Origin of the sequence: Aminobacter aganoensis (genome assembly GCF_014206975.1) — a bacterium.
Lineage (GTDB): Bacteria > Pseudomonadota > Alphaproteobacteria > Rhizobiales > Rhizobiaceae > Aminobacter > Aminobacter aganoensis.
This window is the reverse complement of sequence record NZ_JACHOU010000005.1, coordinates 74,416-98,821: the sequence shown is the minus strand read 5'-3', so window position 1 is coordinate 98,821 and position 24,406 is coordinate 74,416. Positions and strand designations below refer to the sequence as shown.

23 protein-coding genes and 1 pseudogene are annotated in these 24,406 nt (G+C 65.5%); 17 read left to right on the top strand and 7 right to left on the bottom strand.

All coding sequences use genetic code 11. The features are described from left to right. Positions 1-194 precede the first annotated feature (194 nt). Positions 195-1,328 (top strand): aminomethyl transferase family protein, encoded by a 1,134-nt coding sequence (locus GGR00_RS12920; RefSeq protein ID WP_184699633.1) that lies wholly within the window; start codon positions 195-197, stop codon positions 1,326-1,328. Positions 1,329-1,649: 321 nt separating this feature from the next. Here the strand turns inward: GGR00_RS12920 and GGR00_RS12915 are convergent, their stop codons facing one another. The 3 genes and pseudogenes from GGR00_RS12915 to GGR00_RS12905 form a co-directional block, all read right to left on the bottom strand. Then, positions 1,650-3,164 carry a malonate--CoA ligase gene (locus GGR00_RS12915; protein ID WP_055970145.1) on the bottom strand — a complete coding sequence of 505 codons (1,515 nt, stop codon included), beginning with the start codon at positions 3,162-3,164 and terminating at the stop codon, positions 1,650-1,652. Next, positions 3,161-3,412 (bottom strand): annotated as a pseudogene (locus GGR00_RS12910) (malonyl-CoA decarboxylase domain-containing protein); the annotation flags it as partial. The gene GGR00_RS12915 and the pseudogene GGR00_RS12910, both read right to left, overlap by 4 nt. 52 nt (positions 3,413-3,464) lie before the next feature. After that, entirely contained in the window at positions 3,465-4,397 is a 933-nt protein-coding gene (locus GGR00_RS12905) for a LysR family transcriptional regulator (RefSeq protein WP_055970143.1), read from the bottom strand. A 92-nt stretch (positions 4,398-4,489) separates the two neighbouring features. Here GGR00_RS12905 and speB point away from each other — a divergent pair, with 92 nt between their 5' ends. The 5 genes from speB to betA all read left to right on the top strand — a co-directional run bounded on the left by speB (position 4,490) and on the right by betA (position 10,478). Continuing rightward, positions 4,490-5,467: an agmatinase gene (gene speB, locus GGR00_RS12900; protein ID WP_055970141.1), complete on the top strand. Its 978-nt coding sequence runs from the start codon at positions 4,490-4,492 to the stop codon at positions 5,465-5,467. Positions 5,468-5,522: 55 nt separating this feature from the next. Then, positions 5,523-7,031 (top strand): aldehyde dehydrogenase family protein, encoded by a 1,509-nt coding sequence (locus GGR00_RS12895; protein ID WP_055970139.1) that lies wholly within the window; start codon positions 5,523-5,525, stop codon positions 7,029-7,031. A gap of 118 nt (positions 7,032-7,149) precedes the next feature. Then, positions 7,150-7,317, top strand: a complete 168-nt coding sequence (locus GGR00_RS12890; RefSeq protein WP_184699632.1) for a hypothetical protein — start codon at positions 7,150-7,152, stop codon at positions 7,315-7,317. Position 7,318: 1 nt separating this feature from the next. Continuing rightward, complete coding sequence (locus GGR00_RS12885; RefSeq protein WP_210315010.1) at positions 7,319-8,782, top strand: purine-cytosine permease family protein; 1,464 nt, start codon at positions 7,319-7,321, stop codon at positions 8,780-8,782. Between the two features lie 16 nt (positions 8,783-8,798). Further along, entirely contained in the window at positions 8,799-10,478 is a 1,680-nt protein-coding gene (gene betA / locus GGR00_RS12880) for a choline dehydrogenase (RefSeq protein ID WP_184699631.1), read from the top strand. Positions 10,479-10,648: 170 nt separating this feature from the next. Here the strand turns inward: betA and pdxR are convergent, their stop codons facing one another. Further along, complete coding sequence (pdxR, locus tag GGR00_RS12875; protein WP_184699630.1) at positions 10,649-12,118, bottom strand: MocR-like pyridoxine biosynthesis transcription factor PdxR; 1,470 nt, start codon at positions 12,116-12,118, stop codon at positions 10,649-10,651. 221 nt (positions 12,119-12,339) lie between these two features. Between pdxR and GGR00_RS12870 the strand changes: the two genes are divergently transcribed. From GGR00_RS12870 to GGR00_RS12835, 8 genes are all read left to right on the top strand, one after another. After that, positions 12,340-13,446: an ABC transporter substrate-binding protein gene (locus GGR00_RS12870; protein WP_184699629.1), complete on the top strand. Its 1,107-nt coding sequence runs from the start codon at positions 12,340-12,342 to the stop codon at positions 13,444-13,446. Between the two features lie 68 nt (positions 13,447-13,514). Continuing rightward, complete coding sequence (locus GGR00_RS12865) at positions 13,515-14,399, top strand: ABC transporter permease (protein ID WP_055970128.1); 885 nt, start codon at positions 13,515-13,517, stop codon at positions 14,397-14,399. Continuing rightward, positions 14,396-15,184 (top strand): ABC transporter permease, encoded by a 789-nt coding sequence (locus tag GGR00_RS12860; protein ID WP_055970126.1) that lies wholly within the window; start codon positions 14,396-14,398, stop codon positions 15,182-15,184. The genes GGR00_RS12865 and GGR00_RS12860 overlap by 4 nt, the downstream gene beginning before the upstream one ends. A gap of 2 nt (positions 15,185-15,186) precedes the next feature. Continuing rightward, complete coding sequence (locus tag GGR00_RS12855; RefSeq protein ID WP_184699628.1) at positions 15,187-16,245, top strand: ABC transporter ATP-binding protein; 1,059 nt, start codon at positions 15,187-15,189, stop codon at positions 16,243-16,245. A gap of 52 nt (positions 16,246-16,297) precedes the next feature. Continuing rightward, positions 16,298-17,317: a sugar phosphate isomerase/epimerase family protein gene (locus tag GGR00_RS12850; protein WP_246441367.1), complete on the top strand. Its 1,020-nt coding sequence runs from the start codon at positions 16,298-16,300 to the stop codon at positions 17,315-17,317. Then, entirely contained in the window at positions 17,317-18,099 is a 783-nt protein-coding gene (locus tag GGR00_RS12845) for an inositol monophosphatase family protein (protein ID WP_210315008.1), read from the top strand. Before GGR00_RS12850 ends, GGR00_RS12845 begins: the two co-directional genes overlap by 1 nt. Before the next feature lie 246 nt (positions 18,100-18,345). Next, positions 18,346-18,594, top strand: coding sequence for a DUF982 domain-containing protein (locus GGR00_RS12840; protein ID WP_055970117.1), 249 nt, complete (start codon positions 18,346-18,348; stop codon positions 18,592-18,594). A gap of 118 nt (positions 18,595-18,712) precedes the next feature. Then, positions 18,713-19,012 (top strand): DUF982 domain-containing protein, encoded by a 300-nt coding sequence (locus GGR00_RS12835; protein WP_184699626.1) that lies wholly within the window; start codon positions 18,713-18,715, stop codon positions 19,010-19,012. 88 nt (positions 19,013-19,100) lie between these two features. On the opposite strand, the gene GGR00_RS12830 is transcribed toward GGR00_RS12835, so the two are convergent. Then, a complete protein-coding gene (locus tag GGR00_RS12830; protein WP_184699625.1) occupies positions 19,101-19,949 on the bottom strand; it encodes a LysR family transcriptional regulator in 849 nt (282 codons plus the stop codon). A 157-nt stretch (positions 19,950-20,106) separates the two neighbouring features. Between GGR00_RS12830 and GGR00_RS12825 the strand changes: the two genes are divergently transcribed. The 3 genes from GGR00_RS12825 (at position 20,107) to GGR00_RS12815 (ending at position 22,869) form a co-directional block, all read left to right on the top strand. Beyond that, entirely contained in the window at positions 20,107-21,534 is a 1,428-nt protein-coding gene (locus tag GGR00_RS12825) for an MFS transporter (RefSeq protein WP_184699624.1), read from the top strand. Between the two features lie 163 nt (positions 21,535-21,697). Then, positions 21,698-22,396 (top strand): ankyrin repeat domain-containing protein, encoded by a 699-nt coding sequence (locus GGR00_RS12820; protein WP_156381068.1) that lies wholly within the window; start codon positions 21,698-21,700, stop codon positions 22,394-22,396. Next, on the top strand, positions 22,393-22,869 hold the full coding sequence (locus GGR00_RS12815; protein WP_184699623.1) for a deaminase: 477 nt from the start codon (positions 22,393-22,395) through the stop codon (positions 22,867-22,869). Before GGR00_RS12820 ends, GGR00_RS12815 begins: the two co-directional genes overlap by 4 nt. Before the next feature lie 89 nt (positions 22,870-22,958). Here GGR00_RS12815 and GGR00_RS12810 read toward each other — a convergent pair whose 3' ends face one another. Continuing rightward, positions 22,959-23,420, bottom strand: a complete 462-nt coding sequence (locus GGR00_RS12810) for a RidA family protein (protein ID WP_184699622.1) — start codon at positions 23,418-23,420, stop codon at positions 22,959-22,961. A gap of 3 nt (positions 23,421-23,423) precedes the next feature. Further along, positions 23,424-24,386: an oligopeptide/dipeptide ABC transporter ATP-binding protein gene (locus GGR00_RS12805; protein WP_184699734.1), complete on the bottom strand. Its 963-nt coding sequence runs from the start codon at positions 24,384-24,386 to the stop codon at positions 23,424-23,426. Between the last annotated feature and the right edge of the window lie 20 nt (positions 24,387-24,406).

Below are 24,406 nucleotides of genomic sequence, written 5' to 3'. Positions count from 1 at the left end.
ATCTGGCGGAGGGCCTCGCCGCCCTCCGCTCATGCCTGGGCGCCGAGACGTCCAGAGCATCAACGACCCAGGCCGGAGCCGGGTCCCTTTCCAAACATCCGCATGGCTCCTTCTCTAGGGAGCGAAAGACGTCACTGGCGTGCGTCTGCCGCCAGAACGAACCCTGTTTGCCAAGACATGACCGGAGGAAAAAAATGACATTGAGCTGGCGTTTCTCAGCCCTTGCTGACCGTCACCGCGCCCTAGGCTCCAATCTCGAGGATTGGAGCGGGATGGGCACTGCCTGGACCTACGACGCGGACCCGTACGACCAGCACGTCGCGATCCGTACCAAGGCCGGGCTGATGGACGTGTCGGGGTTGCGCAAGACGCACCTGATCGGGTCGCATGCCATTGCGATCCTCGAATACATCACCACCCGCAGCGTCGCCAAGATCCAGCCGGGCCGATCGGTCTATGCGGCCATCCTCAACGAACGCGGCCACCTGACCGATGATTGCGTGCTCTACCGCAATGGCCCCAATTCCTGGATGCTGGTTTCCGGCACCGGCACCGCGCATGAGGAGATCGTCAAGCAGGCTGCGGGCCGCAACTGCGCCGTGCTGTTCGACGACGACCTGCACGACCTGTCGCTGCAAGGGCCGGTGGCGGTCGATTTCCTGGCCAGGCACGTGCCCGGAATTCGCGACCTCAACTATTTTCACCACGTCCACACCACGCTGTTCGGCGCCCCGGTGACGATTTCCCGAACCGGCTACACGGGCGAGCGCGGTTACGAAATCTTCGTGCGCGGCCAGGACGCCCGGCTGGTTTGGGATACGATCCTCTCGGACGGCAAGGAGATGGGCATCATCCCGTGCTGCTTCAGCACGCTCGACCTGCTGCGGGTCGAGAGCTACCTGCTGTTTTATCCCTACGACAATTCCCAGATGTATCCGATCGCAGGACAGCCGGTGGGTGACAGCCTGTGGGAGCTCGGCCTCGATGTCACCGTGTCGCCCGGGAAAGCCGGCTTCAGGGGCGCCGAGGAGCACTATCGACAGAAGGGACAGGAGCGGTTCAAGATCTTCGGCATGCTGATCGAGGGCGACCAGATGGCCGATCTCGGCGACGAGGTCTGGGCCGACGGCAAGAAGGTCGGCGTCATCACCTGTCCGTCCTATTCCCGGCTGACCAAGCGTTCGATGGCCATCGCCCGTCTCGATGTGCCCTATGCCCGGCAAGGCGTGAAGCTGGAAGTGCGGGGCAAATCGCTGAAGGCCAGCGCAATTGCCCACACCCTGACCTTCGATGATCCGGAAAAGAAGAAACGGACGGCAAAGGGCTGAGATCCGCAACGGCGGAGGGATTCGATCAGACTATTGGTCAGCGTTGCCGCCAATCTGGTCGGATCCCTCTTTTGTTGGCGCAGTACTGCAGCCGATCCCGTCCTGCAGGGTCAAACACGCCAGACTGGCGCTGGGAGGAATGCTCCGACGATTTTGGTGAATCGGCCCGCCTCGGCCCCGGATCGCCGACGTTGGCGCACCTCCCGGCAAATCCGGAGGCGTAGTGGCCAGGCGCAGATCGACTCCGTTTTGCGCCGGCAGAGCGGCCGAAATGTCCCGCTCTCCCTTCCGGGGAGGGGTGGTATTGCGCCGGACTCCGCCTCAGACCGTGTAGAGCCCGGCGAATTCCTCGCGCAGGGCGTTCTTCTGGATCTTGCCCATGGCGTTACGGGGGAGCGCGTCCTTGACCAAAACGCGCTTCGGGATCTTGAACTTGGCCAGCACGCTTTCGAGTTCGCCGCGGATCGCGGACTCGTCCACGGTGCGGCCGGGGCGTGCCGTCACAACCGCTGTCACCGCCTCGCCGAAATCGGCATGCGGCAGGCCGATCACCGCCGACTCGCCGATCGACTGCAATGCGTCGAGCGCGTTCTCGACCTCGGCCGGATAGACGTTGAAGCCGCCCGAGATGATCAGGTCCTTGGCGCGGCCGGAGATGGTGAAATAGCCTTCAGGATCGACATAGCCGAGGTCGCCGGTGATGAAGAAGCCGTCGGGGCGGAACTCCTGCTCCGTCTTCTCCGGCATGCGCCAGTAGCCCGAAAAGACGTTCGGCCCCTCGATCTCGATGACGCCGACCTCGCCTTGCGGTAGCGGCGTCCCCGTCTCCGGATCGGCGATGCGTACCGTGATGCCCGGCAGGGCGAAGCCGACAGCGCCCGGGCGCCGCTCGCCATCATACGGGTTGGAGGTGATCATGTTGGTCTCGGTCATGCCGTAGCGCTCGAGGATGGCGTGGCCGGTGCGCGCGGTGAAGCCGCGGTGCGTCTCGGCCGACAATGGCGCCGAGCCCGATACAAACAGCCGCATGTGGCTCGCGGCGGCGCGGTCGAAGCGGTTGTCGGCAAGCAGCCTGGTATAGAAGGTCGGCACGCCCATCATCGTGGTGGCGCGGGGCAGGGCCGCCATCACCGCGTCAATGTCGAACTTCGGCAGGTAGATCATCGACGCACCCGACAGCATCACCGTGTTGATGGCGACGAACAGCCCGTGCGTGTGAAAGATCGGCAGCGCGTGCAAGAGCACGTCGCCGGCGCTGAAGCGCCAGCTCTCGACGAGGGACATCGCGTTGGAGCGCAGGTTCTCGTGGGTGATCATCGCGCCCTTCGAGCGACCCGTCGTGCCGGAGGTGTAGAGGATCGCGGCGAGGTCGTCCGGGCCGGCAACGACGGTGTTGAAGGTCGCCGGCATGTCGCGGACCAACTGCTGAAGTGTGCCGGTGCCGGCCGCGTCCAGCGTTTCGATGCGACTGACCGCCGCGCCAAGTGTGGAGCGCAGCGTGGCAAGGCTGCCCGGCTCGCACACCACAAGCCCCGGCTCGGCGTCGTCGGCGAAGTAGCTCACCTCGGCCGGCGTATAGGCCGGGTTGAGCGGCAGGTAGACCGCGCCGGCCCGCAAGCAGCCGAGATAGAACCAGACGCTGTCGACATGCTTGTCGGTCTGCACCGCCACGCGGTCGCCCGGCTTCACGCCCAGCGACGCCAGAAGGTTGGCATAGCGAGCCGAGGTCTCTAGCATGTCGCCGTAGGACAGCGTCTTGCGGCCGTCGGCGTGCAGGAACGGACGTGCCGGATCGGCGATCGCGGCCTCGATGGTGGTGAATAGGTTGCCGTTCATGGCTTGATCCCCTCGATCGTCGCGGATTCGACCAACCGCCCGCCGGCTGCGCTGAGCCGGCCCACTGCGGCGGATGCCGCGACCGACTGGCCTGATGCATATGCCTCGTGATTGCGCTCTATCTCGTCAAGCTTGTAAAGATAGTTGATCATGATGCCATGCGACGACGACATGCCGGCATTGCCGGTATTGGCCAGGAAGTTGATCCGCTCCAGCCGAGCGCCGTTGCCGAGATGGAAGCGCGCGACCGAATAAAAAGTCGTACTTCATCGGACAGATCCGCCTTTCGCCAGATCCATCTCAGTGCGGCCTGCGCACGCTTTCCGTGATGGTCTGCGCCAGGGTTTCGGCGGCACGGGAGGGTTTGTTGCGGGGATAGGCTATGTGGAACATGTCCTCGAAAACCATGCGCTCGGGCGCCAGCACCCGAAGACGGCCGGTGCGGACCCATTCGTCGGCATAGTGGTCGGGCAGGAAGCCGATGTAGGCGCCGGAAAGCAGAAGCAGCAGTGTACCCTCCATGTGAGGTGTTGCGGCTGCCCAGGTGAAGTTCACTCCGCAGATCGTCTCGTTCAGCATGTAGGTGCGGCCGGCGAAGGGCTGGGCGGAGAGGCGGTCGTCGGTAAGCTCGGCATCGGGGAGGGCGAAGAGGGCGTGACCCTCGGCACAATAGAGCTTCTGGACCTCGGAGAAGACCGGCTGGGCGCGGAAATGCGGCGTGACGCTGCCGACCGACGGCATCAGGACGATCTGGTAGGAGCCGTTGAGCAGGCCCTGGTGCAGCACCTGGGGGGCTGCGACGTCGATCTCCAGATGAACGCGCGGGGCCGCGCGGTGAAAGGCGGCAAGCGCTCCCTGCAAGTCGAGGTCACGGTTGGTGATCATGGCGTCGACGGTGCCGAAGCTGAGATTGCCGGTCAGTTCCCCTTGCGCCTCGCCGATGCGGCTCTGAAATTTTTCGAGCGATCCGAAGAGTTCGAGCGCTGCGTCATAGACGAGACGCCCCTCGTCGGTGAGCAGGAAGCCGCCGCGCCCACGGCTGCACAGGCGCAGGCTCAGCCGTTCCTCGAGGTGGCGCATATGGGTCGAGATCGTCGCCTGGGTCATGCCGAGCGCCGATTGCGCGGCGGAAAAGCCGCCATGCTGCACGACGGAAGCGAAGACACGCAGCAGCCTGAGTTCGGCATCGCCAAGCGAAAGGTTGAGGACGCGATGGCGGACCTTGTTGATCATTCATTGATTAATGCACAAGTAAACATCCAATCATAGATGCTTTTAAACGTATTGGCTTTTGGCACACTCCTTCGACCTTTGGAGGAGGGTACATGGCCAGCAATTCTTATGAGACCGGACGCCTGAACCTGCCGTTCGTCGGCATCTGCACGTTCGGCAAATATCCCTACCAGCCCGACTGGGACGCCATCGACGCCGATGTCGCGATCCTCGGCGCACCGTTCGACTGCGGCACGCAATGGCGGGCCGGAACCCGCTTCGGCCCGCGCTCGATCCGCGAGGCTTCGACGCTGTTCTCCTTCGGCCACGGCGGCGCCTATGACCATGAGGACGACGTCACCTACCTGCCGAGCGGCGAGGTCTCGATCGTCGACATCGGCGACGCCGACATCGTGCACACCGACACGATGAAAAGCCATGCCAACATCGAATTCGGCGTGCGCAAGATCCTGGCCGCCGGCGCCCTGCCGGTGGTGCTCGGCGGCGACCATTCCGTCAACATCCCCTGCATCAACGCCTTCTCCGACGACTGCGCCAGGAACGGCCCGATCCACGTCGTCCAGATCGACGCCCATCTCGATTTCGTCGACGAGCGCCACGGCGTGCGCTACGGCCACGGTAACCCGATGCGCCGCGCCGCTGAAAAGCCCTATGTGAGCGGCCTGTCGCAACTCGGCATCCGCAACGTCTCGTCGACCGCGAAAGAAGGCTACGAGGACGCGCGCAAGATGGGCTCCGACATTCTCTCGGTCCGCCAGATCCGCGCCCTTGGAAGTGCGGCCGTCGCCGAGCGCGTCCCCGCCGGCGCGCGCTACTACGTCACCATCGACATCGACGGCTTCGACCCATCGATCGCGCCGGGCACCGGCACGCCCTCGCATGGCGGTTTCATCTACTACGAGGTGCTGGAGATCCTGACCGCACTTGCCAAGCGCGGCACCATCGTCGGCATCGACCTGGTCGAAGTGGCGCCCGACTACGACCACACGGGCGGCACCTCGATCCTGGCCGCGCAGGTGCTGATGAACCTCATCGGCCGCGTCATTCATGCCAGGCCAAAACAACGCTGAACGAAGAACTTGGGACGAGCCGGCCGCTTGCGGTGCCCGGCCGAGGAGGAAGCACATGGACGACACCGTCCGCAATTATCTTGACCACTATGGTGTCAGCGACGCGACGCGGCGGTTCCTGGCGAAGCCGCAAAAAATGTTCATCGACGGCGCCTGGGTCGACAGCAGCAATGGCGCGACCTTCGACATTTTCGAGCCCTCTACTGGCGGATTGGTCAGCTGCGCTCCCTCAGGCACGACCGATGATCTCGACCGGGCCGTCCGGGCTGCCCGACGCCAGTTCGACGGCGGGGCCTGGCGCCGCCTCAAGCCGCTCGAGCGCGAGCGCCTGCTCCATCGCCTTGCCGACCTGATCGAACTGCATGCCGACGAACTGGCGGAAATCGAAGCGATCGACATGGGCAAGTCGGTGACCTTTGCCCGCGAGATCGACATCCAGGGCACTGTCGACACATTCCGCTACTTCGCCGGCTGGCCCTCCAAGCTGCACGGACGCACGGTGGAGCCTTCCATTCCCGGCAACTATCTCGCCTACACCCGCAAGGAACCGCTGGGTGTGGTCGCGGCCATCGTGCCGTGGAACTTCCCGCTCCAGACCATGGCCTGGAAGCTCGCGGCGGCACTTGCCGTCGGTTGCACCGTGATCGTCAAGCCGGCCGAACTGACCTCGCTCTCCACCCTGCGCTTTGCCGAACTGGTGCAGGAGGCCGGCATCCCGGATGGTGTCGTCAATATCGTGACGGGCCGGGGCAGCGTGATCGGCGCCGCCATGTCGACCCATCCCGGCATCGACAAGGTGACCTTTACCGGCTCGACGCCCGTCGGTCAGGAAGTCGGCCGCTCGGCCGTCGGCAATCTCAAGCATGTCACGCTGGAACTCGGCGGCAAGTCGCCGGTGCTGGTTCTCGACGATGCCGATCTCGCCAGCGCGGCCCGGGCGGTGGTGAACGGGGTGTTCTTCAATTCCGGGCAGGTCTGCGATGCCGGCACGCGCGTCTACGTCCAGCGCTCGGTGCACGACGCCTTCCTCGACGAATTGGTCGCCGTCACGCGAACGCTCAAGATCGCGCCCGGCCTCGACCGCGATTGCTACATCGGCCCGCTGGTCTCGGCGCAGCAGAAGAAGGTCGTCTCGTCCTACATCGATGCCGGCCGCCGGGAGGGCGCCGAGCTGATCCATGGCGGCGTGAGCCTGGACCGGCCGGGCCATTTCATCGAGCCCGCCATCTTCGCGCGCTGCAAGCCCGAAATGACGATCGTGCGCGAGGAGATCTTCGGTCCCGTTCTGGTGACCGACGCCTTCGACGATCTCGACGATGCGGTCGCGCTGGCCAACGACACGCCGTTCGGCCTGGCGGCCGCGATCTACTCGAACGACCTTTCGCGGGTGCACGGGCTGATCCCGCGCCTGCATGCCGGCTCCATCTACGTCAATGCCCACAGCACGATCGATCCTTCCATGCCCTTCGGAGGCTTCAAGGCCTCGGGCTTTGGCAAGGATCTGGGACCCGAGCAGCTCGACTACCTGATGGAGACGAAGGCCGTGTGGATCACCCTGCCATGAGGGCCTGAGTGACAACCCGGCCGTCGCCCATGGGCGGCCGGTTGGCAAGATCCGCGGCCGATGGAGCCGCATTCATCGCGGACAGATGCCGAAGGCGCGACGCGAAAGGGGAACGACAATGGAAACCGATATCGCCTGGCAGAAAGAACTCGAGCGGCGCGCCCGCATCTATGAGGACATCGAGGCCGGTGGCCGTTTCGAGGGCGTGATGACCACGCTCGATTATGCCGGCATGACCCTTCTGACGCTCGCACTCGTCGTCGGATTCTGGATCTGGGGGGCGTGAGATGACCGATCACGCCTTCAATGCCGGGCTCGGGGCGGCTGCGGCCGAGCGCCAGGAAGCCGCCCGCAATCGCGATGCCGCCGAACGCGGCGATGCGCCGCTCCTGCCTTCCGAAAGGCTCTGGGGCTTCTGGGAATTCACTTACGCCAACTCGGCACTTGCCATCGCCACGTGGGCCTTCCTGATCGGCGGCGCCATCGGCCTTTTCGTCGGGCCGAAGGAAGGCATAGCGGCCATCGTCATCGGCAACATCGTCGGCGTCGTGCTGACGGCGCTGGCCACCACGCCGCTTTCCGGCCGCTACGGCATCGAGCAGTTCGTCGCGCTGCGCAGCCAGTTCGGCTACAATGGCAGCCGCGTCGTCTATGTGCTCGCCGTTGTCGTGCTCACCATGGGCTGGCTTGCCGTGCTTGCCATGATGTTCGGCCGCTCGATCGACGGCCTCGCTGCGCTCAGCGCGGGCGAGGCGGCCAATCCGACCGGCATCAAGATGGTTATCGCCGCCGTCGGCGCGATCCTCGTCACCTGGTTCATCGTTGCCAAGGGGCCGACATCGATCAAGTTCTTCAACATGGTCGTCTCGCCCGCGCTGGTGATCCTGATGATCGTGATGCTCTACCTCATCCTCCAGAACCGTTCCTTTGCCGAACTCCTGGCGATGCCGGCGCTTGCCCCGCCCTTCGAGGACGACACGCTCAACTTCATCATTGCGGTCGAGGTCAACCTTGCCGCGGGCTTCTCCTGGTGGCCCTACATCGGCAACCTGGCGCGTCTGACCAAGAACGAGCGCACCGCCTTCTGGCCGAACATCCTCGGCATCTTCGGTGCGGCAGCCCTCGGCGAAATCGTCGGCCTGCTCGCCGCCGTGGCCCTCGGCGAAAGCGATCCGACGATCTGGATGACCAAGATTGCCGGCCCGATGATCGGCATCATCGCACTGCTCTTTGTCGCCTTCGCCAACATGACCTCGATGGCGAACATCCTCTACACCTCGATCGTCGGTCTCCGGCAGGTGGGAACGGCGTCGGTGCGCGCCATTTCCTGGGGCGCGATCCTCTTCCTGTTCTGTCTCATCCCGCTCGGCCTCGTGATCTTCTATCCGCAGATGTATGACGGCTTCTTCATCTTCCTCGTCTGGACGTCGGCGCTCAATTCGGCGCTCGCCGGCATCGGCATCGCCGATTACTTCTTCCTGCGTGGCCAGAAGCTGGACATGCGCAGCCTGCACGGCCCGCAGGAAAACGGTCCCTACCATTTCTGCGCCGGTTTCAACCCGATCGGGCTCGCAGCACTTGCCGTCGGCTTCGTCGTCTATGTGATGATCTTCAATCCGCAGACGCTCGCGAGCATTCCCGCCTTCAAATACCTGACCGCCTCCGTGCCGTCCTGCCTCGCTGCCGGTGGCGTTCACTATGTCCTGACCCGGCTGTTTGCCCGCGGGCGCGGCTGGGGTCTCTATCCGTAACTCTTAGGTGACCGCCATGACCTACGACTACATCATCATCGGCGCCGGATCGGCCGGCTGCGTGCTTGCCAATCGTCTTTCGGAAGATCCGGCCACGAAGGTCCTGGTCCTCGAATACGGCGGCAGCGACAAGTCCGTCTTCATCCAGATGCCGACGGCGCTGTCCATCCCGATGAACGGCACCAAGTACAACTGGAAATACATGACCCTGCCGGAGCCGGGTCTCGACGGCCGCAGGGTCCATTGCCCGCGCGGAAAGGTCATCGGCGGTTCCTCCTCGATCAACGGGATGGTCTACATGCGCGGCCACGCCCGCGACTTCGACGAGTGGGAGGAGCTGGGAGCGCGGGGCTGGCGCTACGCCAACTGCCTGCCCTATTTCCAGCGCGCCGAAAACTGGCAGGACGGGGGCGACGCCTATCGCGGCGGCACCGGCCCGCTCGCCACCAATGCCGGCAACAAGATGCAGAACCCGCTCTACAAGGCCTTCGTCGATGCCGGCCACGAGGCGGGCTACATCACGACGGAGGATCCCAACGGCCATATGCAGGAAGGTTTCGGCCCGATGCACATGACCGTCAAGGACGGCGTGCGCTGGTCGACCGCCAATGCCTATCTGAAGCCGGCGATGAGCCGGCCGAACCTCACCGTGGTCACCCATGCCATGACGCGGCGCGTGCTGCTCGAGGGCAAGCGGGCCGTCGGCGTCGAGTATGAACTCGGCGGCGAACGCGTCGTGGCCAAGGCGAGCCGAGAGGTGCTCATTTCCTCCGGCCCGATCGGCTCGCCACATCTTCTGCAACGCTCCGGCATCGGCCCGGCGTCGGTGCTGCAGCAGGCGGGCGTCGAGGTGCTGCACGATCTGCCCGGCGTCGGCGAGAACCTCCAGGATCATTCCGAGGTCTACATCCAGTACGCCTGCAAGGAGCCGATCACGCTCAACGGCAAGATGGGGCTCCTCAGCCGCGCGCTCATCGGCGCCGAATGGCTGCTGTTCAAGAAGGGACTTTCGGTCTCCAACCATTTCGAGAGCGGCGGTTTCATCCGCTCCGATGCCGCGCTCGAATGGCCCGACATCCAGTTCCATTTCCTGCCTGCCGCGATGCGTTACGATGGCAAGAAGCCGCTCGACGGCCACGGCTTCATGGTGCTGACCGGGCCGAACAAGCCGAAAAGCCGAGGCCATGTGCGCCTGCGCTCGCCCGAGGCGCACGAGCAACCGGACATCCTCTTCAACTATCTCGACCGCGAGGAGGATCGCGAGGGCTTTCGTCGTTGCCTGCGGCTGACCCGCGAAATCGTCGCCCAGCCGGCCTTCGACAGGTTCCGTGGCGAGGAGATTGCCCCCGGCAAGGATGTGCGCCGCAACGACGAGATCGACGCCTGGGTGCGCGAGACCATGGAAAGCACCTACCATCCCTGCGGCTCCTGCCGTATGGGCGAGGATGCCATGGCCGTGGTGAACAGCGACCTCAAGGTTCACGGTCTCGAAGGGCTCAGGGTCATCGACAGTTCGGTGTTCCCAGCGGAGCCGAACGCCAACCTCAACGCGCCGACCATCATGCTCGCCGAACGCGCTTCCGACATCGTGCGCGGAAAGCCGCTGCTTGCCGCCTCCAATGCGCCGGTCGGCATTGCCCCTGGCGTCGGGGTCAGCCAGCGCAGCGGCAATCCCTTGCGCGCCGTCCAACACTGAGTTGTCGGGAGCACGGGGATGGTGGAACGTGGAATAGGCTATGTGGTCTGCCAACAGGGTCGTGACGGATCGGAGGCGCCTCACGATCGGGCGCCTTTCATCGTGGCCTTGCTTCGTCGGCTACAAGCCCGATTCCTTGGTATGTTTGCCTCAGCCCTGGCGCGGCGGTCTCACAGCCGGGCGAGTGCCTCGGCGAGGCGATCGAGATAAGGCTTCATGCGTTCTGCCGGAACGCCGGCATAGCCGAGGATAAGCGCGTCGGGCCGGGTCGGGCCGATCGCATAGTCGGACAGCGGATAACATTGCAGCCCGGCCTCGATCGCGGCGCGATGGGCTGCCCGATCTTCTCGCCCGCCTTCCAGCCAGGCGAGCGCGTTGAGCCCGCTCTCGGAACAGTCGATGCTGGCAAGGCCGGCGAGGGCCGTCTGACCGGCGTCCTTGAACGCCTCGCGGCGCTCGGCATAAAGGCTGCGCATGCGGCGCAGATGGCTGGCGAAATGCCCGCCTCCGATGAACTCGGCCAGCACGAGCTGGGTTTCCACCGGTACGCTGCGATGGATGAGGCCGGCAAGGTTGCGGAAGGCGCCGATGAGCGCCGGAGGCAGTACGAGGTAGCCGATGCGGATGCCCGGATAGAGCGCCTTGCTGAAGCTGCCCGCATAGATCACCCGGCCATGGCTGTCGATGGAACGCATCGAAGGCAGCGGCGCGCCGTCGTAGCGGAACTCGCTGTCATAATCGTCCTCGATGATCCAGGCGTCGTTGATCCGGGCCCATTCCAGCAGCGCGAGCCGGCGCGGTAGCGAGAGCGTCACCCCAAGCGGATGGTGTCGCGAAGGCATGACGAAGGCGAGCCGCACATCGGGGTGGCGCGCCATGGCGCCGGCGACATCCATGCCATCTGCATCGACATCCACAGGGCAGAGGTCCAGGCCAAGCGTGCGGAAAAGGTTGCTTGTGGTGACGGGGCCAGGATCCTCGAACCAGATGCCGTCGCCGGGATTTGCGAGCGCCAGAGCCGCGAGCGTGAACGCCGCGTGTCCTCCCGGCGTGATGACGATCTGCTCGGGGTCGCAGGGATCGCGCCGATGCAGGGCGAGGTACTCGGCGATCCGCTGTCGCAACACCAGCTCGCCCGCGATATCGCCATAGCCCATCGCCGCCTTGCCGCTGCGCGTCACCGCATTCCAGCATTTGCGCCAGAGGGCGAAGGGAAAGCGGTCGAGCGCCGGCTGGTTGGGCAGGAAGGGCCGATGCTCCATCCTGCCGATCTCCGCCGACACGCCACCCGCCTGTGTGCCGATCCGCGACAGCCGCGGCGGTGCATCGCCCAACGGTTGCTCGGCGCGTGGCTGTGGGCGTTGATGGGGCAGGGCGGTCGAAACGAATGTGCCGGCACCCTGTCGCGCCTCCAGATACCCTTCCGCCTTCAGGTTTTCCAGGACGCGAACCAGCGTCTGGCGCGACAGGCCCAGCTCCTGTGCCAGGATGCGGCTTGCCGGCAGGCGGGTGCCGGCCCTGAGGTGCCCGCGCAGGATCGCCGTGCGCAATTGGTCCTGCACCTGCCTGAACTTCGGCAGGGACGCGGAACCTTCGAGGCGAAGGAAGGGCAGGATCGGGCCTTCGAACTGCTTGGCCAAGGGGCATCCTAAAATTGGTCTAGTTGAATGCATGATAATGGACGTTTGATTGTTGTCCAATTGTTACATGCTCTGCCTACACGAGAACGCACCGATGCAGCCCCACGGGACGCAGACAGGTGCCAGGGGAACCGGCGTGAACGGCAAGGCCGACGGCCGGATGCAAGGATCAACGCAGCCATTGCCCACGAACCGTCGCTGACGGTCAACAGGAGGACTTCATGAACCGCATCATCTCGCGCGCATTCGTTTCCGCGCTCGCCCTCGCGGCGGCCTTGCCGACGGTCGGCTGGGCAGAGCCCGCGCAAGACCTCGTGGACGCAGCGACCAAGGAAGGCATGCTGACGGTCATTGCCTTGCCGCATGACTGGTGCAATTACGGCGAGGTCATTTCCAGCTTCAAGGCGAAGTATCCCGGCATCACGGTCAACGAGCTGAACCCCGATGCCGGCACGGCCGACGAACTGGAGGCGATCCGCGCCAACAAGGGCAACACCGGCTCGCAGGCCCCCGACGTCGTCGACCTCGGCCTCGCCTTTGCACCCACTGCCGCCAAGGAAGGCTTGCTGCAGCCCTACAAGGTCGCCACCTGGGACGAGATCCCCGACAACATCAAGGATGCCGACGGCTACTGGTATGGCGATTATTACGGCGTCATGGCCTTCGGCGTGAACAAGGACCTGCTGCAGACGGCGCCGGCCGACTGGTCGGAGCTTTCCAAGCCCGAATATTCCGGTGCGGTGGCGCTTACCGGCGACCCGCGCTCCTCGGCGCAGGCGATCCTCGCGCTGATGTCGGCGGGCATCTCGCGCGGTGCCAAGCCGGGTGCCGAATCCGGCGCCAAGGGACTGGAACTGTTTGCCGAGCTGAACAAGGCCGGCAACTTCGTGCCGGTGCTCGGCAAGGCCGGCACCATCGCACAGGGCCAGACGCCGATCGTCGCCGCCTGGGACTACAACCTGCTTGCCTGGCGCGACTCGTTGAACGGCAACCCGCCGATGGAAGTCGTTGTACCGACCAGCGGCGTGGTGGCCGGCGTCTATGTGCAGGCGATCTCGGCTTATGCACCCCATCCGAACGCGGCAAAGCTCTGGATGGAGTATCTCTATTCGGACGAGGGCCAGACCGGCTGGCTGAAGGGCTACTGCCACCCGGCGCGCTTTGCCGCCATGCTGAAGGCCGGAAAGTTCCCGCAGGAACTGCTCGACAAGCTGCCGCCGGCCGAAGCCTATGAAAAGGCGATCTTCCCGGCCGTCGAAGAGCTGGACGCCAACAAGACTGCCATCGTCGAGGGATGGGACAAGGTCGTCGGCGCCAACATCAAGTAGGCACGCGCAGAAAGCGGGAAGGCTTGCTGCGGCAGGCCTTCCCCATCGCGCCCGTTGGGAACACTCCGATGACGACAATCGCCCTATCCCTGCCATCGGCGCGGCAGCCGAGGCAGATGCTCAGCTGGTTGGGGGTTGCCCCCTTCTTCCTCTTCGCCCTGCTGTTCCTGATCTTGCCGACGCTCAACATCGTCGTCGGTGCCTTCCGCAACCCGCAGGGGCAGGTCACGCTGGAGAACTTGGGCAAGCTCTTGTCGCCCTCCATCCGCTCGGCCTTCTGGATCTCAATCGAGCTCAGCCTGCTGACTGCGGTGCTCGGCTGCCTTTTCGGCTTCCTCATCGCCGCCGCCATCACCCTTGGCGACCTGCCGCGCCCGCTGCGCAATGCCATCCTCACCTTTTCCGGCGTCGCCTCCAATTTCGCCGGCGTGCCGCTCGCCTTCGCCTTCATCGCGACGCTCGGACGCCTCGGCTTCGTCACCATGCTGTTGCGCAACTGGTTCGGCATCAACCTCTACGGCAGCGGCTTCAACATCGTCTCCTTCCTTGGCCTCGCGCTTACCTATCTCTATTTCCAGATCCCGCTGATGGTGCTGATCATCACGCCCGCGCTGGAAGGGCTGAAGCGTGAGTGGCGGGAAGCGGCCGAGAGCCTCGGGGCTTCCGGGGCACAATATTGGCGGCTGGTGGCGCTGCCGGTGCTGTGGCCCTCGCTGCTCGGCACGCTGGCTCTGCTGTTTGCCAATGCCTTCGGTGCGGTGGCCACGGCCATTGCGCTCACCGGTTCGTCCCTGTCGATCGCGCCCATCGTGCTCTTCGCGCAGATCCGCGGCGACGTGCTCAACGATCCGCATCTCGGCTACGCCATCGCGTTTGCGATGATCGTTCTGACGGCCATCGCCAACGGCATCTACATCCTCCTGCGCATGCGTGCCGAAAGGTGGCTCAAATGACGGGAAAGCAGCTTTGGTCCTGGCTCGCTGTCGTGTTTGCCGGGCTCTATTTCCTGCTGCCGCTGGTCGGCATGTTCGACTTCTCGATGCGCATGCAACGTGGGGTCTATTCGTTCGAAGCCTATCGCATCGTGCTTGCCGATCCGCAGTTCCAGCAGACCTTCGGCTATTCGGTCGCGCTGGCCTTGCTGACCATCGTCATCGGCATCCTGCTCGTCGTGCCGACCGCCTATTTCGTGCGCCTGCGCTTTCCGGGCCTGAGGCCGGCGATCGAGTTCATCACGCTGCTGCCGCTGGTCATCCCGCCCATCGTCATCGTCTTCGGCTACATCCGCATCTACAACACCTCCTCGGTACTGCCGCTGACCGGGAGCTGGTGGGGCACGAACATCCTGCTGCTCTGCGGCTATGCCGTGCTGTCGCTGCCCTACATGTACCGCTCGGTGGACACGGGGCTGCGCACCATCGACATCGCCAGCCTCACCGAGGCCGCACAGTCGCTCGGCGCCGGCTGGGCGCGCATCCTTGCGGTCGTGATCCTGCCGAACGTCTTCGTCTCGGTTCTGTCAGGGGCCTTCCTGACCTTCGCCATCGTCATCGGCGAATACGTCTTCGCGGCGCTGCTGAACGTCAATTCCTTCGGCCCCTACATGGTCTGGATGGGTGGCAACCGCGCCTACGAGCCCTCGGCGCTCGCCGTCGTCGCCTTCGTCATCACCTGGGCCTGCATGGGGCTGATCCAGCTTTTCACCCGCTTTTCCAAATTCTCCACCGCGAGGCGCTGACCGTGGCCTTTCTCGACATTCGTCATCTGCAAAAGTCCTTTGGCGCGCTGCGCGTCGTCCAGGATTTCACCCTCGGAATAGAGAAGGGCGAGTTCGTGTCCTTCCTCGGCCCTTCCGGCTGCGGCAAGACCACCGTGCTGCGCATGGTCGCCGGCTTCGAGACGCCGACATCGGGAGCCGTCAGTATCGATGGGCACGACATCACGGGCCTGCCTGCCAACCGCCGCAAGATCGGCATGGTGTTCCAGGCCTACGCGCTGTTTCCGAACCTGACGGTGGCCGACAACATCGGCTTCGGCCTCAGGGTGGCCGGGCAGGGCAAGGCGGAGATCGCAAGGCGGGTTGGCGAGATGCTGGAACTGATCGGCCTGCCGCAACTCGGCAGCCGCTATCCTTTCCAACTCTCCGGCGGCCAGCAGCAGCGCGTGGCGCTGGCCCGCGCGCTGGCGCCACGCCCGCAGGTGCTGCTGCTCGACGAGCCGCTGTCGGCGCTCGACGCGAAGATCCGCGTCAGCCTGCGCGAGGAGATCCGCCGCATCCAGCGCGACCTCGGCATCACTACGATCTTCGTGACCCATGACCAGGAGGAGGCGCTGTCGATGTCGGACCGCGTGGTGGTCATGCATCAGGGCATCGCCGACCAGGTCGGCACGCCGTTCGAGATCTACAACCGGCCGGCGACGCGTTTTGTCGCCGAGTTCGTCGGCACGCTGAATCTCATCGATGCCGACCTGGTCGATGCCGCGGCCGGCCATGTCAGGCTGGGCGGCGTGCCGGTGACGCTGGGCAGGCCAGCGCCCGGGCGGGCCGGGGAGCGCATCAGCCTGGCGCTGCGGCCCGAGACGGTGGCGCTCGGGCGCGATGGGGGCGACATCGTCCTGCCGGGCCGGATCGCCGAGGTGCATTTCCTTGGCCCGGTGCTCCGTGTCCGCGTCGCGGTGGAGGGCGGCGGCTTCATCTCGCTCGACACGTTCAACCAGGCCGACAGGCCGCCGCCATCGGTCGGTGCGCCGGTCGATATCAGCATGTCGCATCGCGACCTTCTGGTGCTCGCTGCCTGATGGGGCTTGAAGCCTCGACATCTCCAGCGAAGGAGCTGGCATATTGATCGACATGCCCTGGAACACGGCGCAGTCCGCCGACTGGCGGACACGTATCGCACAGCTTCCGGCGGGACGCCGCGCCCGGCTGGCCGCGCGTGCGACGAGCGCGCCGCTCTTTGCCCATGCCTATGCCTTTCATCTCAACATGCGCTTCGGCGGCATGACACCGCTTCACCTTGCCGAGTTCGCCAAGGCGCAAGGCCTTGCCGGCCTGAAGGTCCATGTCGAGGATGGTGAAGGCGCATGCCTTGCCCGCATGTCCGATGCAGCCCTGGGCACCTATAGAGCGGCGGTGAGCCACCTCGGGCTGGAGCTGCATGTCGAGACCAGCACGACCGAGGCGGACGGGCTTGCAGATGCCGTGCGGATCGCCCTTGCCACCGGCGCCACTTCGTTGCGCTGCTATCCGCGCTACGAGGGACGCGTTTCCGACATCATCGACTGGACGGTCGCGGACCTTCGCCGGTTGGACAGCTTCGACCCTCAGGGGCGGCTACGGTTCACGCTCGAGCAGCATGAGGACCTCCAGTCGGATGAACTGATCTGCATCCTGCATGCCGTCGCCAATCCGCGCCTCAGCCTGCTGTTCGATTTCGCCAACATGACCAACGCCCATGAGATGCCGCTGCCGGCACTCGCCGCCCAGGCGCCCCATGTCACCGAGGTGCATGTCAAGGATTGCCTCGTTACGCCCGATCGCGGCGGCTGGGCGCATCTGGCCTGCCAGTCGGGCAGCGGCCACTTGCCGATGCATGCGATGTTGGTGGAACTGCTGCTTCTGGGCGAGGACCGGCCGCAGGTCCTGGCCTTCGGGCTGGAGGAGGAGGAGGGCTATTTCGCTCCCGCCCTGCGTTTTGCAGCCGAGGGGAGCGATCCTTTCATCCCCGCCCGCTCCGCCAGTTTCACCGAGCTTGGGACCGATGATCTCCCAGCGCGGCTGCGACAGGAGGCCCAGGCCGCGCGTCGGCAGGTCGAAACCGTCAGGGCGATGTTGGACGAGATCGCCGCCGAGGCTGAAAGGACCCGATGATGAACCATGCCTGTCCCCCCGCCTGCCTGGCGCTCGCTCATGCGATGGCGGATGCCGCCGCGCAGGTGATCCGCCCGCATTTCCGCAAGCGCATCGCCATCGACGCCAAGGCCGATTCCAGCCCCGTCACCGTTGCAGATCGCGACGCAGAGTCCACGATGCGGCGGATGATCGAAGCGCACTTCCCCGATCATGGCATCAGGGGCGAGGAGTTCGGCAGCTGCCGCACCGATGCCGAATGGGTGTGGGTGCTCGATCCGATCGACGGCACGAAATCCTTCGTCTCCGGTTCACTCGCCTTCGGCACGCAGATAGCACTTCTCCATCTGGGCGAGCCGGTGCTCGGCATCATCAACCAGCCGATCACGGGCGAGCGCTGGGTCGGGACGGGGGGCATGGCGATGCTTGGCGGCGAAGCGATCCGCACCAGCGAAAGGACCACGCTCGACCAGGCGATCCTCTACACCTCGGCGCTCGAACAGTTCGACCAGCCGCGCCATGACCGGTTCTCGGCGCTTGCCGCCAGCGTCCGTTTCACCCGGCTGTCGCACGACTGCTACGCTGCCGGTCTCCTGGCGCTCGGCGGCGTCGATCTCCTCGTCGAAAGCGACGTCTTCGACTACGACATCCTCCCGCAACTGCCCATCGTGCAGGCCGCGGGCGGCGTCGTGACCGACTGGGACGGTGAGCCGCTCAAGGACGCTCGGAGCTACGCCACGGTACTCATGGCGGCAAACGGCGACCTCCACAGGGCCGCCTTGGATGTCCTTTGCCGAACATGATTTTCAGACGAGCGACCAGGGTGGTTGATTGGATAGATGTTGCAGGTGAGCACTGGTCGTGCGGTTGAAGCCAATGTGAGACGAGCGCGATGGGTTGCTTGCCGAACGTGCGCCAATTTGCTTGTCCAAGCGGACAGGCCACTCACGGCCCCGAGCATGCCACCGATGTGACCGGGCTTTGGGCAGAGGGGCATGTCGGCGCGTGCCCTGTCATGCAACCGGCAAGCTTCACGTGCGTTGAGGTTCATGGATTTTACGCCGAATGTCTGGATCAAGGACGGAGACTTCTCGCTGCGCGAGGTTGTCTCGGTGCCCGACGCTGCCGAGTTTCTCGAGGCGTGGCCGCACGACAGGCGCAGTCCGTTCTTCTATCTGGCCGAGAACGCCATGCAGGCGGCGATCAACGGGTCGATCCCGGTCGAGGAAGCAAGAGAGGCGTTCGAGACGTTTTGCACCGAGGCCGGAATCCTGGCCGACGAAGCGCCGAAGGACTGAATTCGCCCGCCATTCTTGACGGGAACGGCTGCCGTCGCCATTTCCTTGTGAGCATGTCGTGGCGATCGCGGCAGTGTCCGCTTGCTCGAGACGACGGTCCAGGACCGAGGAGGAAGTGATGACAGCAAATGCCTTTTCCCGCCCGATCTTCGTCAAGGACGAGGGTCAGGCCGTCCGCGAAATCGCATGTGTCGCCGATGCGCTGGCATTCCTGACGACGTGGCCGGAAAACCGGCGCGGGCCGATCCACAGCACCGCCGTTCGCGCCTGCCAGGCGGCGCGCGAAGGCCGGCTGACCGTCGACGGCGCGCGCAACGCGTTTGCCGGCTTTGCCCGTTCCGTGCACATTCGCGAAGCCGGCCCGGTGTCGGTGGAGCCGTGGATGGTCACGCCCAGGCGCGGCCGCATGCCGATCTAGATCGGCCACGACAGGTTCTGCTGGAACAGCCGCGAAGCGGCCGGCCGCAGCACTGGATCCGGTTTTCCCCTTCACCGCCTGGCGCCGTTCAGGGTGCAGCGAAGCGCTGGCGTAAGACTGCGGCCATGTCCCGGGCAAGCTCCGCGACGATGCCGCCGGCCTCCCAGGAATACAGCGACACGACCATCGACGGTTCCGCGCCGAAGGCGGTGGACTGGCGGACCCGGCGGTCCGTCGTCGTGCCGACCGGAAGCAGGGAGAGGCCGAGGCCGGCCTCGACGGCCGACAGCACGCTGCTCAGGCTGCTGCTGGTGAAGGCGACGTACCAGCGCAGCCGCTCGCGGTCGATCCGCTCGAACATCGCATCGCGGTACAGCCCGCCCGGCGGAAAGGTGACCAGCGGCAAGGGCTCCGGCCAGGCCGGACTGGCGTCGGCACCTTCGAACCAGGCGATGGCTTCGGGGAAGGCGGCGCGGTGATCGGCGCTCGGCGTGGCTTCCTTGACCACCACGATGTCAAACTCGCCGCCACGGTAGCGCTTGGTCAGGTCGAGGCTGAGGCCGGCGGTAACGTCGAGGCGCACCTCGCGGTGCCGCTTTGCGAATTCCGCGAAGGCGCTGGTCATGCTTCCAGTGGCGATGTCGTCAGGCAATCCGATGCGGATCGACGCGGTTCCGGCGGTGTCGGCAAGCAGGAGTTCGGCTTCGCCCTGGAGCAGCAGGATGCGTCGCGCATGGCCTATGAGGCGCTCGCCGGATGCGGTGGGCCTGACGGGGCGGGCGGCCCGGTCGATCAACTCGCGGCCGACGGCATCCTCGAGCCGCGCCAGCTGCTGGCTGATCGTCGATTGCGTCATGTGCAGCCGGTCGGCGGCAAGCGTGAAGCTTCCGGTGTCGGCGATGGTCACAAAGGCGCGCAGCAGCCGAGGATCCAGCATATCAGCTCATTATCATCGTGAATGATTATCATTCATATATCCCATTTGCGCATGAAATACCAAGGCGCTAGGCAAGGATGAGCCGTCCAGGCTCGCTTCAATCGTTCTCGTCGCTTTCGCGCTGCGGCCCAAGGGGTCGCGCGCTACGGGGTCTTTCGTGCTGGCATTCAGGCAAACACAGCTTTCGGCTGCGGGCGAGGGCCTTCACGGCCGGCAACGGACCATCGCCACCTGCGCTGTCCTGCTGAATGTCTGCATGGCCAATCTCGACACGGCGATCGCCAACACGGCCCTGCCGACGATCGCCCGCGATCTCAACACGACCGAGGCCCAGTCGATCTGGATCGTCGGCGCCTACCAGCTCGCGATGGTAGCCTCGCTCCTGCCTGCCGCGGCGCTGGGCGAGATCGTCGGGCTCAGGCGCATCTCGATGGGCGGGCTGGTGCTGTTCACGCTGGCCTCGCTGCTTTGCGGCCTTGCGCCGTCGCTGGAGTGGCTGGTTGCCGGCCGCGTCGTCCAGGGCATGAGCGCGGCCTGCATCCTGGGCACGGGCGTGGCGATGATGCGCTTCATCTATCCGCACGCTTTGCTCGGGCGCGGCATGGGCCTGAACGCACTGGTGGTAGGCCTGTCGTTTGCGGCAGGGCCGTCGGCGGCCTCGGCCGTCCTCAGCCTGACCAGCTGGCACTGGCTTTTCCTCATGAACGTGCCGCTCGGCCTGATCGGCATCGCGATGGGATTGTATGCGCTGCCGCCGACGATCCGCAGCGCGCGGCGCTTCGACGGGTGGGCGGCGGCCTTGTGCGCGCTGTTTCTGGCGACGACGGTGTTTGCGCTGAACATGGCGGCGCAGGGCGCATCGTGGGCATCGGTGGCGACCAACGCGACGATCGCCATCGCCAGCCTCGCGGTGCTGCTGAAACGCCAGGGCAACCGCCCGGGGCCAATCCTGGCCATCGACCTCATGCGAAAGCCGGTCTTCGCGCTGTCGTCCGTCTGCTCCTTCTTCACCATGATCACCCAGGCGCTGGCATTCGTGTCGCTGCCGTTCCTGTTCCAGGCGCTGTTCGGCTACAGCCAGGTCGAGACCGGTTTCCTGATCACGCCATGGCCCGCGATGGTGGCCTTTTCGGCGCCGCTGGCCGGGCGGCTGTCCGACCGTTTTCCCGCCGGCCTGCTGGGCGGCGCCGGCCTTGGCGTGCTCAGCCTGGGCATGCTGCTGCTGGCAACGATGCCGCCCGACCCGGATGCGCTGGACGTGGCCTGGCGCATGGCCGTCTGCGGCGCGGGCTTCGGCTTTTTCCAGTCGCCCAACATGCGCACCATGATCACCTCCGTGCCGCCCGAACGCAGCGGCGGTGCGGGCGGCATGTCCAGCGTCATCGGCAATCTGGGCCAGGCCTGCGGCGTCGCAATGGTGGCCGCGCTGTTCAACCTGTTCGGGGCGCACGGAGCCGTTGTCGCGCTGTGGATGGGCGCCGTGTTTGCGTTGCTGGGGAGCGGCGCCAGCTTCATGCGGCTGCGCCACCGGCCCGAGATGGGGCTGGAGCCGCTCAAGACGCTGCAGGACCGGCCATCATCCTGAGGCATTCAGAAGCACACTGCAGAGTATCCAAACATTTAATGACCGAATGCCAGTGGCCGGCATCATATACAGGGTGGATGACTGCAGCCCCGATCCGCCATTGTCGGCGGCGCTGGCGCAGACAGGCGGCGAGAGCCGCAACACAACTGGAAAAGGAAGCTTCATGGCACTCTCGCAACGTCGCATCGGATGGCTCGGAGCGCCTGTTCTGCTCGCCCTGGTGTTCATGCTGTTCAATTCCATTCCCTCAGGCGCTTCAGGAGAGAACATGAGCGACCTTCCACTGCATGCGGCGGCGGCCAATGACGATGCCGCGGCCATCGGGCAGCTTCTGGCCAAGGGCGCCAAGATCGACGTCCGCGACAAGGACGGGCGCAGCGCGCTGCTGGTCGCGACGCTGGGCAACAAGGTCAACGCCGCCGAGGCGCTGATCCAGGCCGGCGCCGACGTCAACCTCAAGGACAACATCAACGACAGCGCCTATCTCTATGCCGGCGCACGCGGACATCTCGACATCCTGAAGCTGACGCTGCAGAACGGCGCCGACCTGAAGAGCACCAACCGCTATGGCGGCACGGCGCTGATCCCGGCTTCCGAGCGGGGGCATGTCGATACGGTGCGCACGCTGATCGAGGCCGGCGTCGATGTCGACCATGTCAACAATCTCGGCTGGACCGCGCTGCTGGAGGCCATCATCCTGGGCGACGGCGGCGAACGCCATGTCGAGATCGTCAAGCTGCTGGTCGACGCCGGCGCCGACGTCAACCTCGCCGACAAGGACGGCGTGACGCCGCTCAGCCATGCGCGCTCCAGCGGTTATGACGCCATGATCGGCCTGCTTGAAAAGGCCGGCGCCAAGTGAGCGAAACCGACGGCTTCCTCGCCGAGGCGATCGCCCTGGCATTCGACAATGTCGAGCAGGGCGGGCGGCCCTTCGGTGCGGTCGTCGTCAAGGACGGCGCAATTCTCGCCCGCGCGGTGAACCGGATGCAGGCCGACAACGATCCGACGGCGCATGCCGAACTCCTGGCCCTGCGGGCCGCGGGCAAGGCGCTGGGATCGCCACGGCTCGACGGCTTGGCCGTCTATGCGAGCGGACAACCCTGTCCGATGTGCCTGGCCGCGATGCGCATGTCCGGCATCAAGGACATCGCGTTCGCTTATTCGAATGAAGAGGCCGAGCCCTTCGGCCTGTCGACCGCCGCCCATGCCGCCGAACTGTCGAAGCCGCTCGGCCAGCAAAGCGGGGTGTCGATCAGGCACTGTCCTCCGAAGACCGGTGACGGGCGCCATCTCTATCAGGCCTGGCAGGCCCGCGCCGGGTCGAAGCCGTAGGCGGACGACGGCGCTGCGCCATCGGTTCTGCACTGATGGCGCCTTCCATCGACATCACCAGATCATGGAAAGCGCAGGCGTGGCCGACGCTAGGCGTCGATGGCGACGATCGCCTCGATCTCGACGGTAATGTTGTCCGGCAGCGAGCCGAAGCCGACGGCGGAGCGGGCGTGGCGGCCGCGCTCGCCGAAGACCTCGAGCAGCAGATCCGAACAGCCGTTGATGACCTTGGGATGGGCCGTGAAGTCCGGCGTGGCGTTGACCATGCCGAGCAGCTTGACGACACGCCGGACCCTGGAGAGGTCGCCGGTCGCCGCGTGGATGATGGAGAGCAGGTTGAGCCCCGTCAGGCGGGCGTCTTCATAGGCCTGCTCGATGCCGACCCCGGCGCCGACCTTGCCCGTCTTGAGGGTGCCGTCGGCCAGCTTCGGTCCCTGGCCGGAGAGGTAGAGCATGTCGCCCTCGAGAACGAAGGGCACGTAGGTGGCAATGGGGGAGGGCGGCGGCGGCAGGGTCAACCCGAGCGCGGCAAGTCTGTCATAAGGGGTCATCGATCAGTCCTGGTATGTTTCCACAAGCTCGGCCTGGCGGATGCAGGCGACGCTGTGGCCGGAGCCGACCGTCTCGCGCGTCGGGACGGTTTCGGCGCAGGCTGCTATCGCATGCGGGCAGCGCGTGCGGAAGACGCAGCCGGACGGTGGGTTGAGCGGGCTCGGAATGTCGCCCTGCAGGATGACCCGTTCGCGCCGGACAGTGGGGTCCGGCACTGGGGCGGTCGCCAGCAGCGCGCGCGTATAGGGGTGGCGCGGGTTGGCGTAGACGGAGCGCGCCGGTCCCTGTTCCATGATGCGGCCGAGATAGAGCACGACGATCTCGTCGCAGAGATATTCCACGACGGTCAGGTCGTGGGAGATGAAGATCATGGTCAGGCCGAGTTCGCGCTGCAGTTCCTGGATCAGGTTCAGCACCTGCGCCTGCACCGAAACGTCGAGCGCCGACACCGGCTCGTCGGCGATAATCAGTTCGGGCTCGACGGCGAGCGCACGGGCGATGCCGACCCGCTGGCGCTGGCCGCCGGAGAACTCGTTGGGATAGCGCCGGGCGTGCTCGGGCGAGAGCCCGACGCGCGTCAGCAACTCCTCGATCCGGGCCTGGCGGGCAGCCCCCTTGGCGAGGCCGTGGGTGTCGATCGCCTCGCCGATGATGTCGCGGACCCGCATGCGCGGATTGAGGCTGGAATAGGGGTCCTGGAAGATGATCTGCAGGCGCCGCCGGTAGGCGCGCAGGGCCTTTTCCGGCAGGCTGAACAGGTCGACGCCGTCAAAGATCGCCTCGCCCGACGAGGGTTCCACCAGCCGCAGCAGGCAGCGCCCGGCGGTGGTCTTGCCCGAGCCGGATTCGCCGACGATGCCGACGATCTGGCCGCGCCGGACGTCGAAGGAGATGTCTTCGACCGCCTTGACCGGGCCGCTGCCGGTCGAGAATTGCTTGCTGAGCCCGCGCACCGACAGCAGGATGTCGGCGGCGTCAGGCTGTT

Excerpts from the sequence above, each read along its gene's own strand:
- GGR00_RS12920 (WP_184699633.1), top strand. The coding sequence starts at position 195 with ATGACATTGAGCTGGCGTTTCTCAGCCCTTGCTGACCGTCACCGCGCC.
- GGR00_RS12915 (WP_055970145.1), bottom strand. The coding sequence starts at position 3,164 with ATGAACGGCAACCTATTCACCACCATCGAGGCCGCGATCGCCGATCCG.
- GGR00_RS12905 (WP_055970143.1), bottom strand. The coding sequence starts at position 4,397 with ATGATCAACAAGGTCCGCCATCGCGTCCTCAACCTTTCGCTTGGCGAT.
- speB (WP_055970141.1), top strand. The coding sequence starts at position 4,490 with ATGGCCAGCAATTCTTATGAGACCGGACGCCTGAACCTGCCGTTCGTC.
- GGR00_RS12895 (WP_055970139.1), top strand. The coding sequence starts at position 5,523 with ATGGACGACACCGTCCGCAATTATCTTGACCACTATGGTGTCAGCGAC.
- GGR00_RS12890 (WP_184699632.1), top strand. The coding sequence starts at position 7,150 with ATGGAAACCGATATCGCCTGGCAGAAAGAACTCGAGCGGCGCGCCCGC.
- GGR00_RS12885 (WP_210315010.1), top strand. The coding sequence starts at position 7,319 with ATGACCGATCACGCCTTCAATGCCGGGCTCGGGGCGGCTGCGGCCGAG.
- betA (WP_184699631.1), top strand. The coding sequence starts at position 8,799 with ATGACCTACGACTACATCATCATCGGCGCCGGATCGGCCGGCTGCGTG.
- GGR00_RS12870 (WP_184699629.1), top strand. The coding sequence starts at position 12,340 with ATGAACCGCATCATCTCGCGCGCATTCGTTTCCGCGCTCGCCCTCGCG.
- GGR00_RS12865 (WP_055970128.1), top strand. The coding sequence starts at position 13,515 with ATGACGACAATCGCCCTATCCCTGCCATCGGCGCGGCAGCCGAGGCAG.
- GGR00_RS12860 (WP_055970126.1), top strand. The coding sequence starts at position 14,396 with ATGACGGGAAAGCAGCTTTGGTCCTGGCTCGCTGTCGTGTTTGCCGGG.
- GGR00_RS12850 (WP_246441367.1), top strand. The coding sequence starts at position 16,298 with ATGCCCTGGAACACGGCGCAGTCCGCCGACTGGCGGACACGTATCGCA.
- GGR00_RS12845 (WP_210315008.1), top strand. The coding sequence starts at position 17,317 with ATGAACCATGCCTGTCCCCCCGCCTGCCTGGCGCTCGCTCATGCGATG.
- GGR00_RS12840 (WP_055970117.1), top strand. The coding sequence starts at position 18,346 with ATGGATTTTACGCCGAATGTCTGGATCAAGGACGGAGACTTCTCGCTG.
- GGR00_RS12835 (WP_184699626.1), top strand. The coding sequence starts at position 18,713 with ATGACAGCAAATGCCTTTTCCCGCCCGATCTTCGTCAAGGACGAGGGT.
- GGR00_RS12830 (WP_184699625.1), bottom strand. The coding sequence starts at position 19,949 with ATGCTGGATCCTCGGCTGCTGCGCGCCTTTGTGACCATCGCCGACACC.
- GGR00_RS12820 (WP_156381068.1), top strand. The coding sequence starts at position 21,698 with ATGGCACTCTCGCAACGTCGCATCGGATGGCTCGGAGCGCCTGTTCTG.
- GGR00_RS12810 (WP_184699622.1), bottom strand. The coding sequence starts at position 23,420 with ATGACCCCTTATGACAGACTTGCCGCGCTCGGGTTGACCCTGCCGCCG.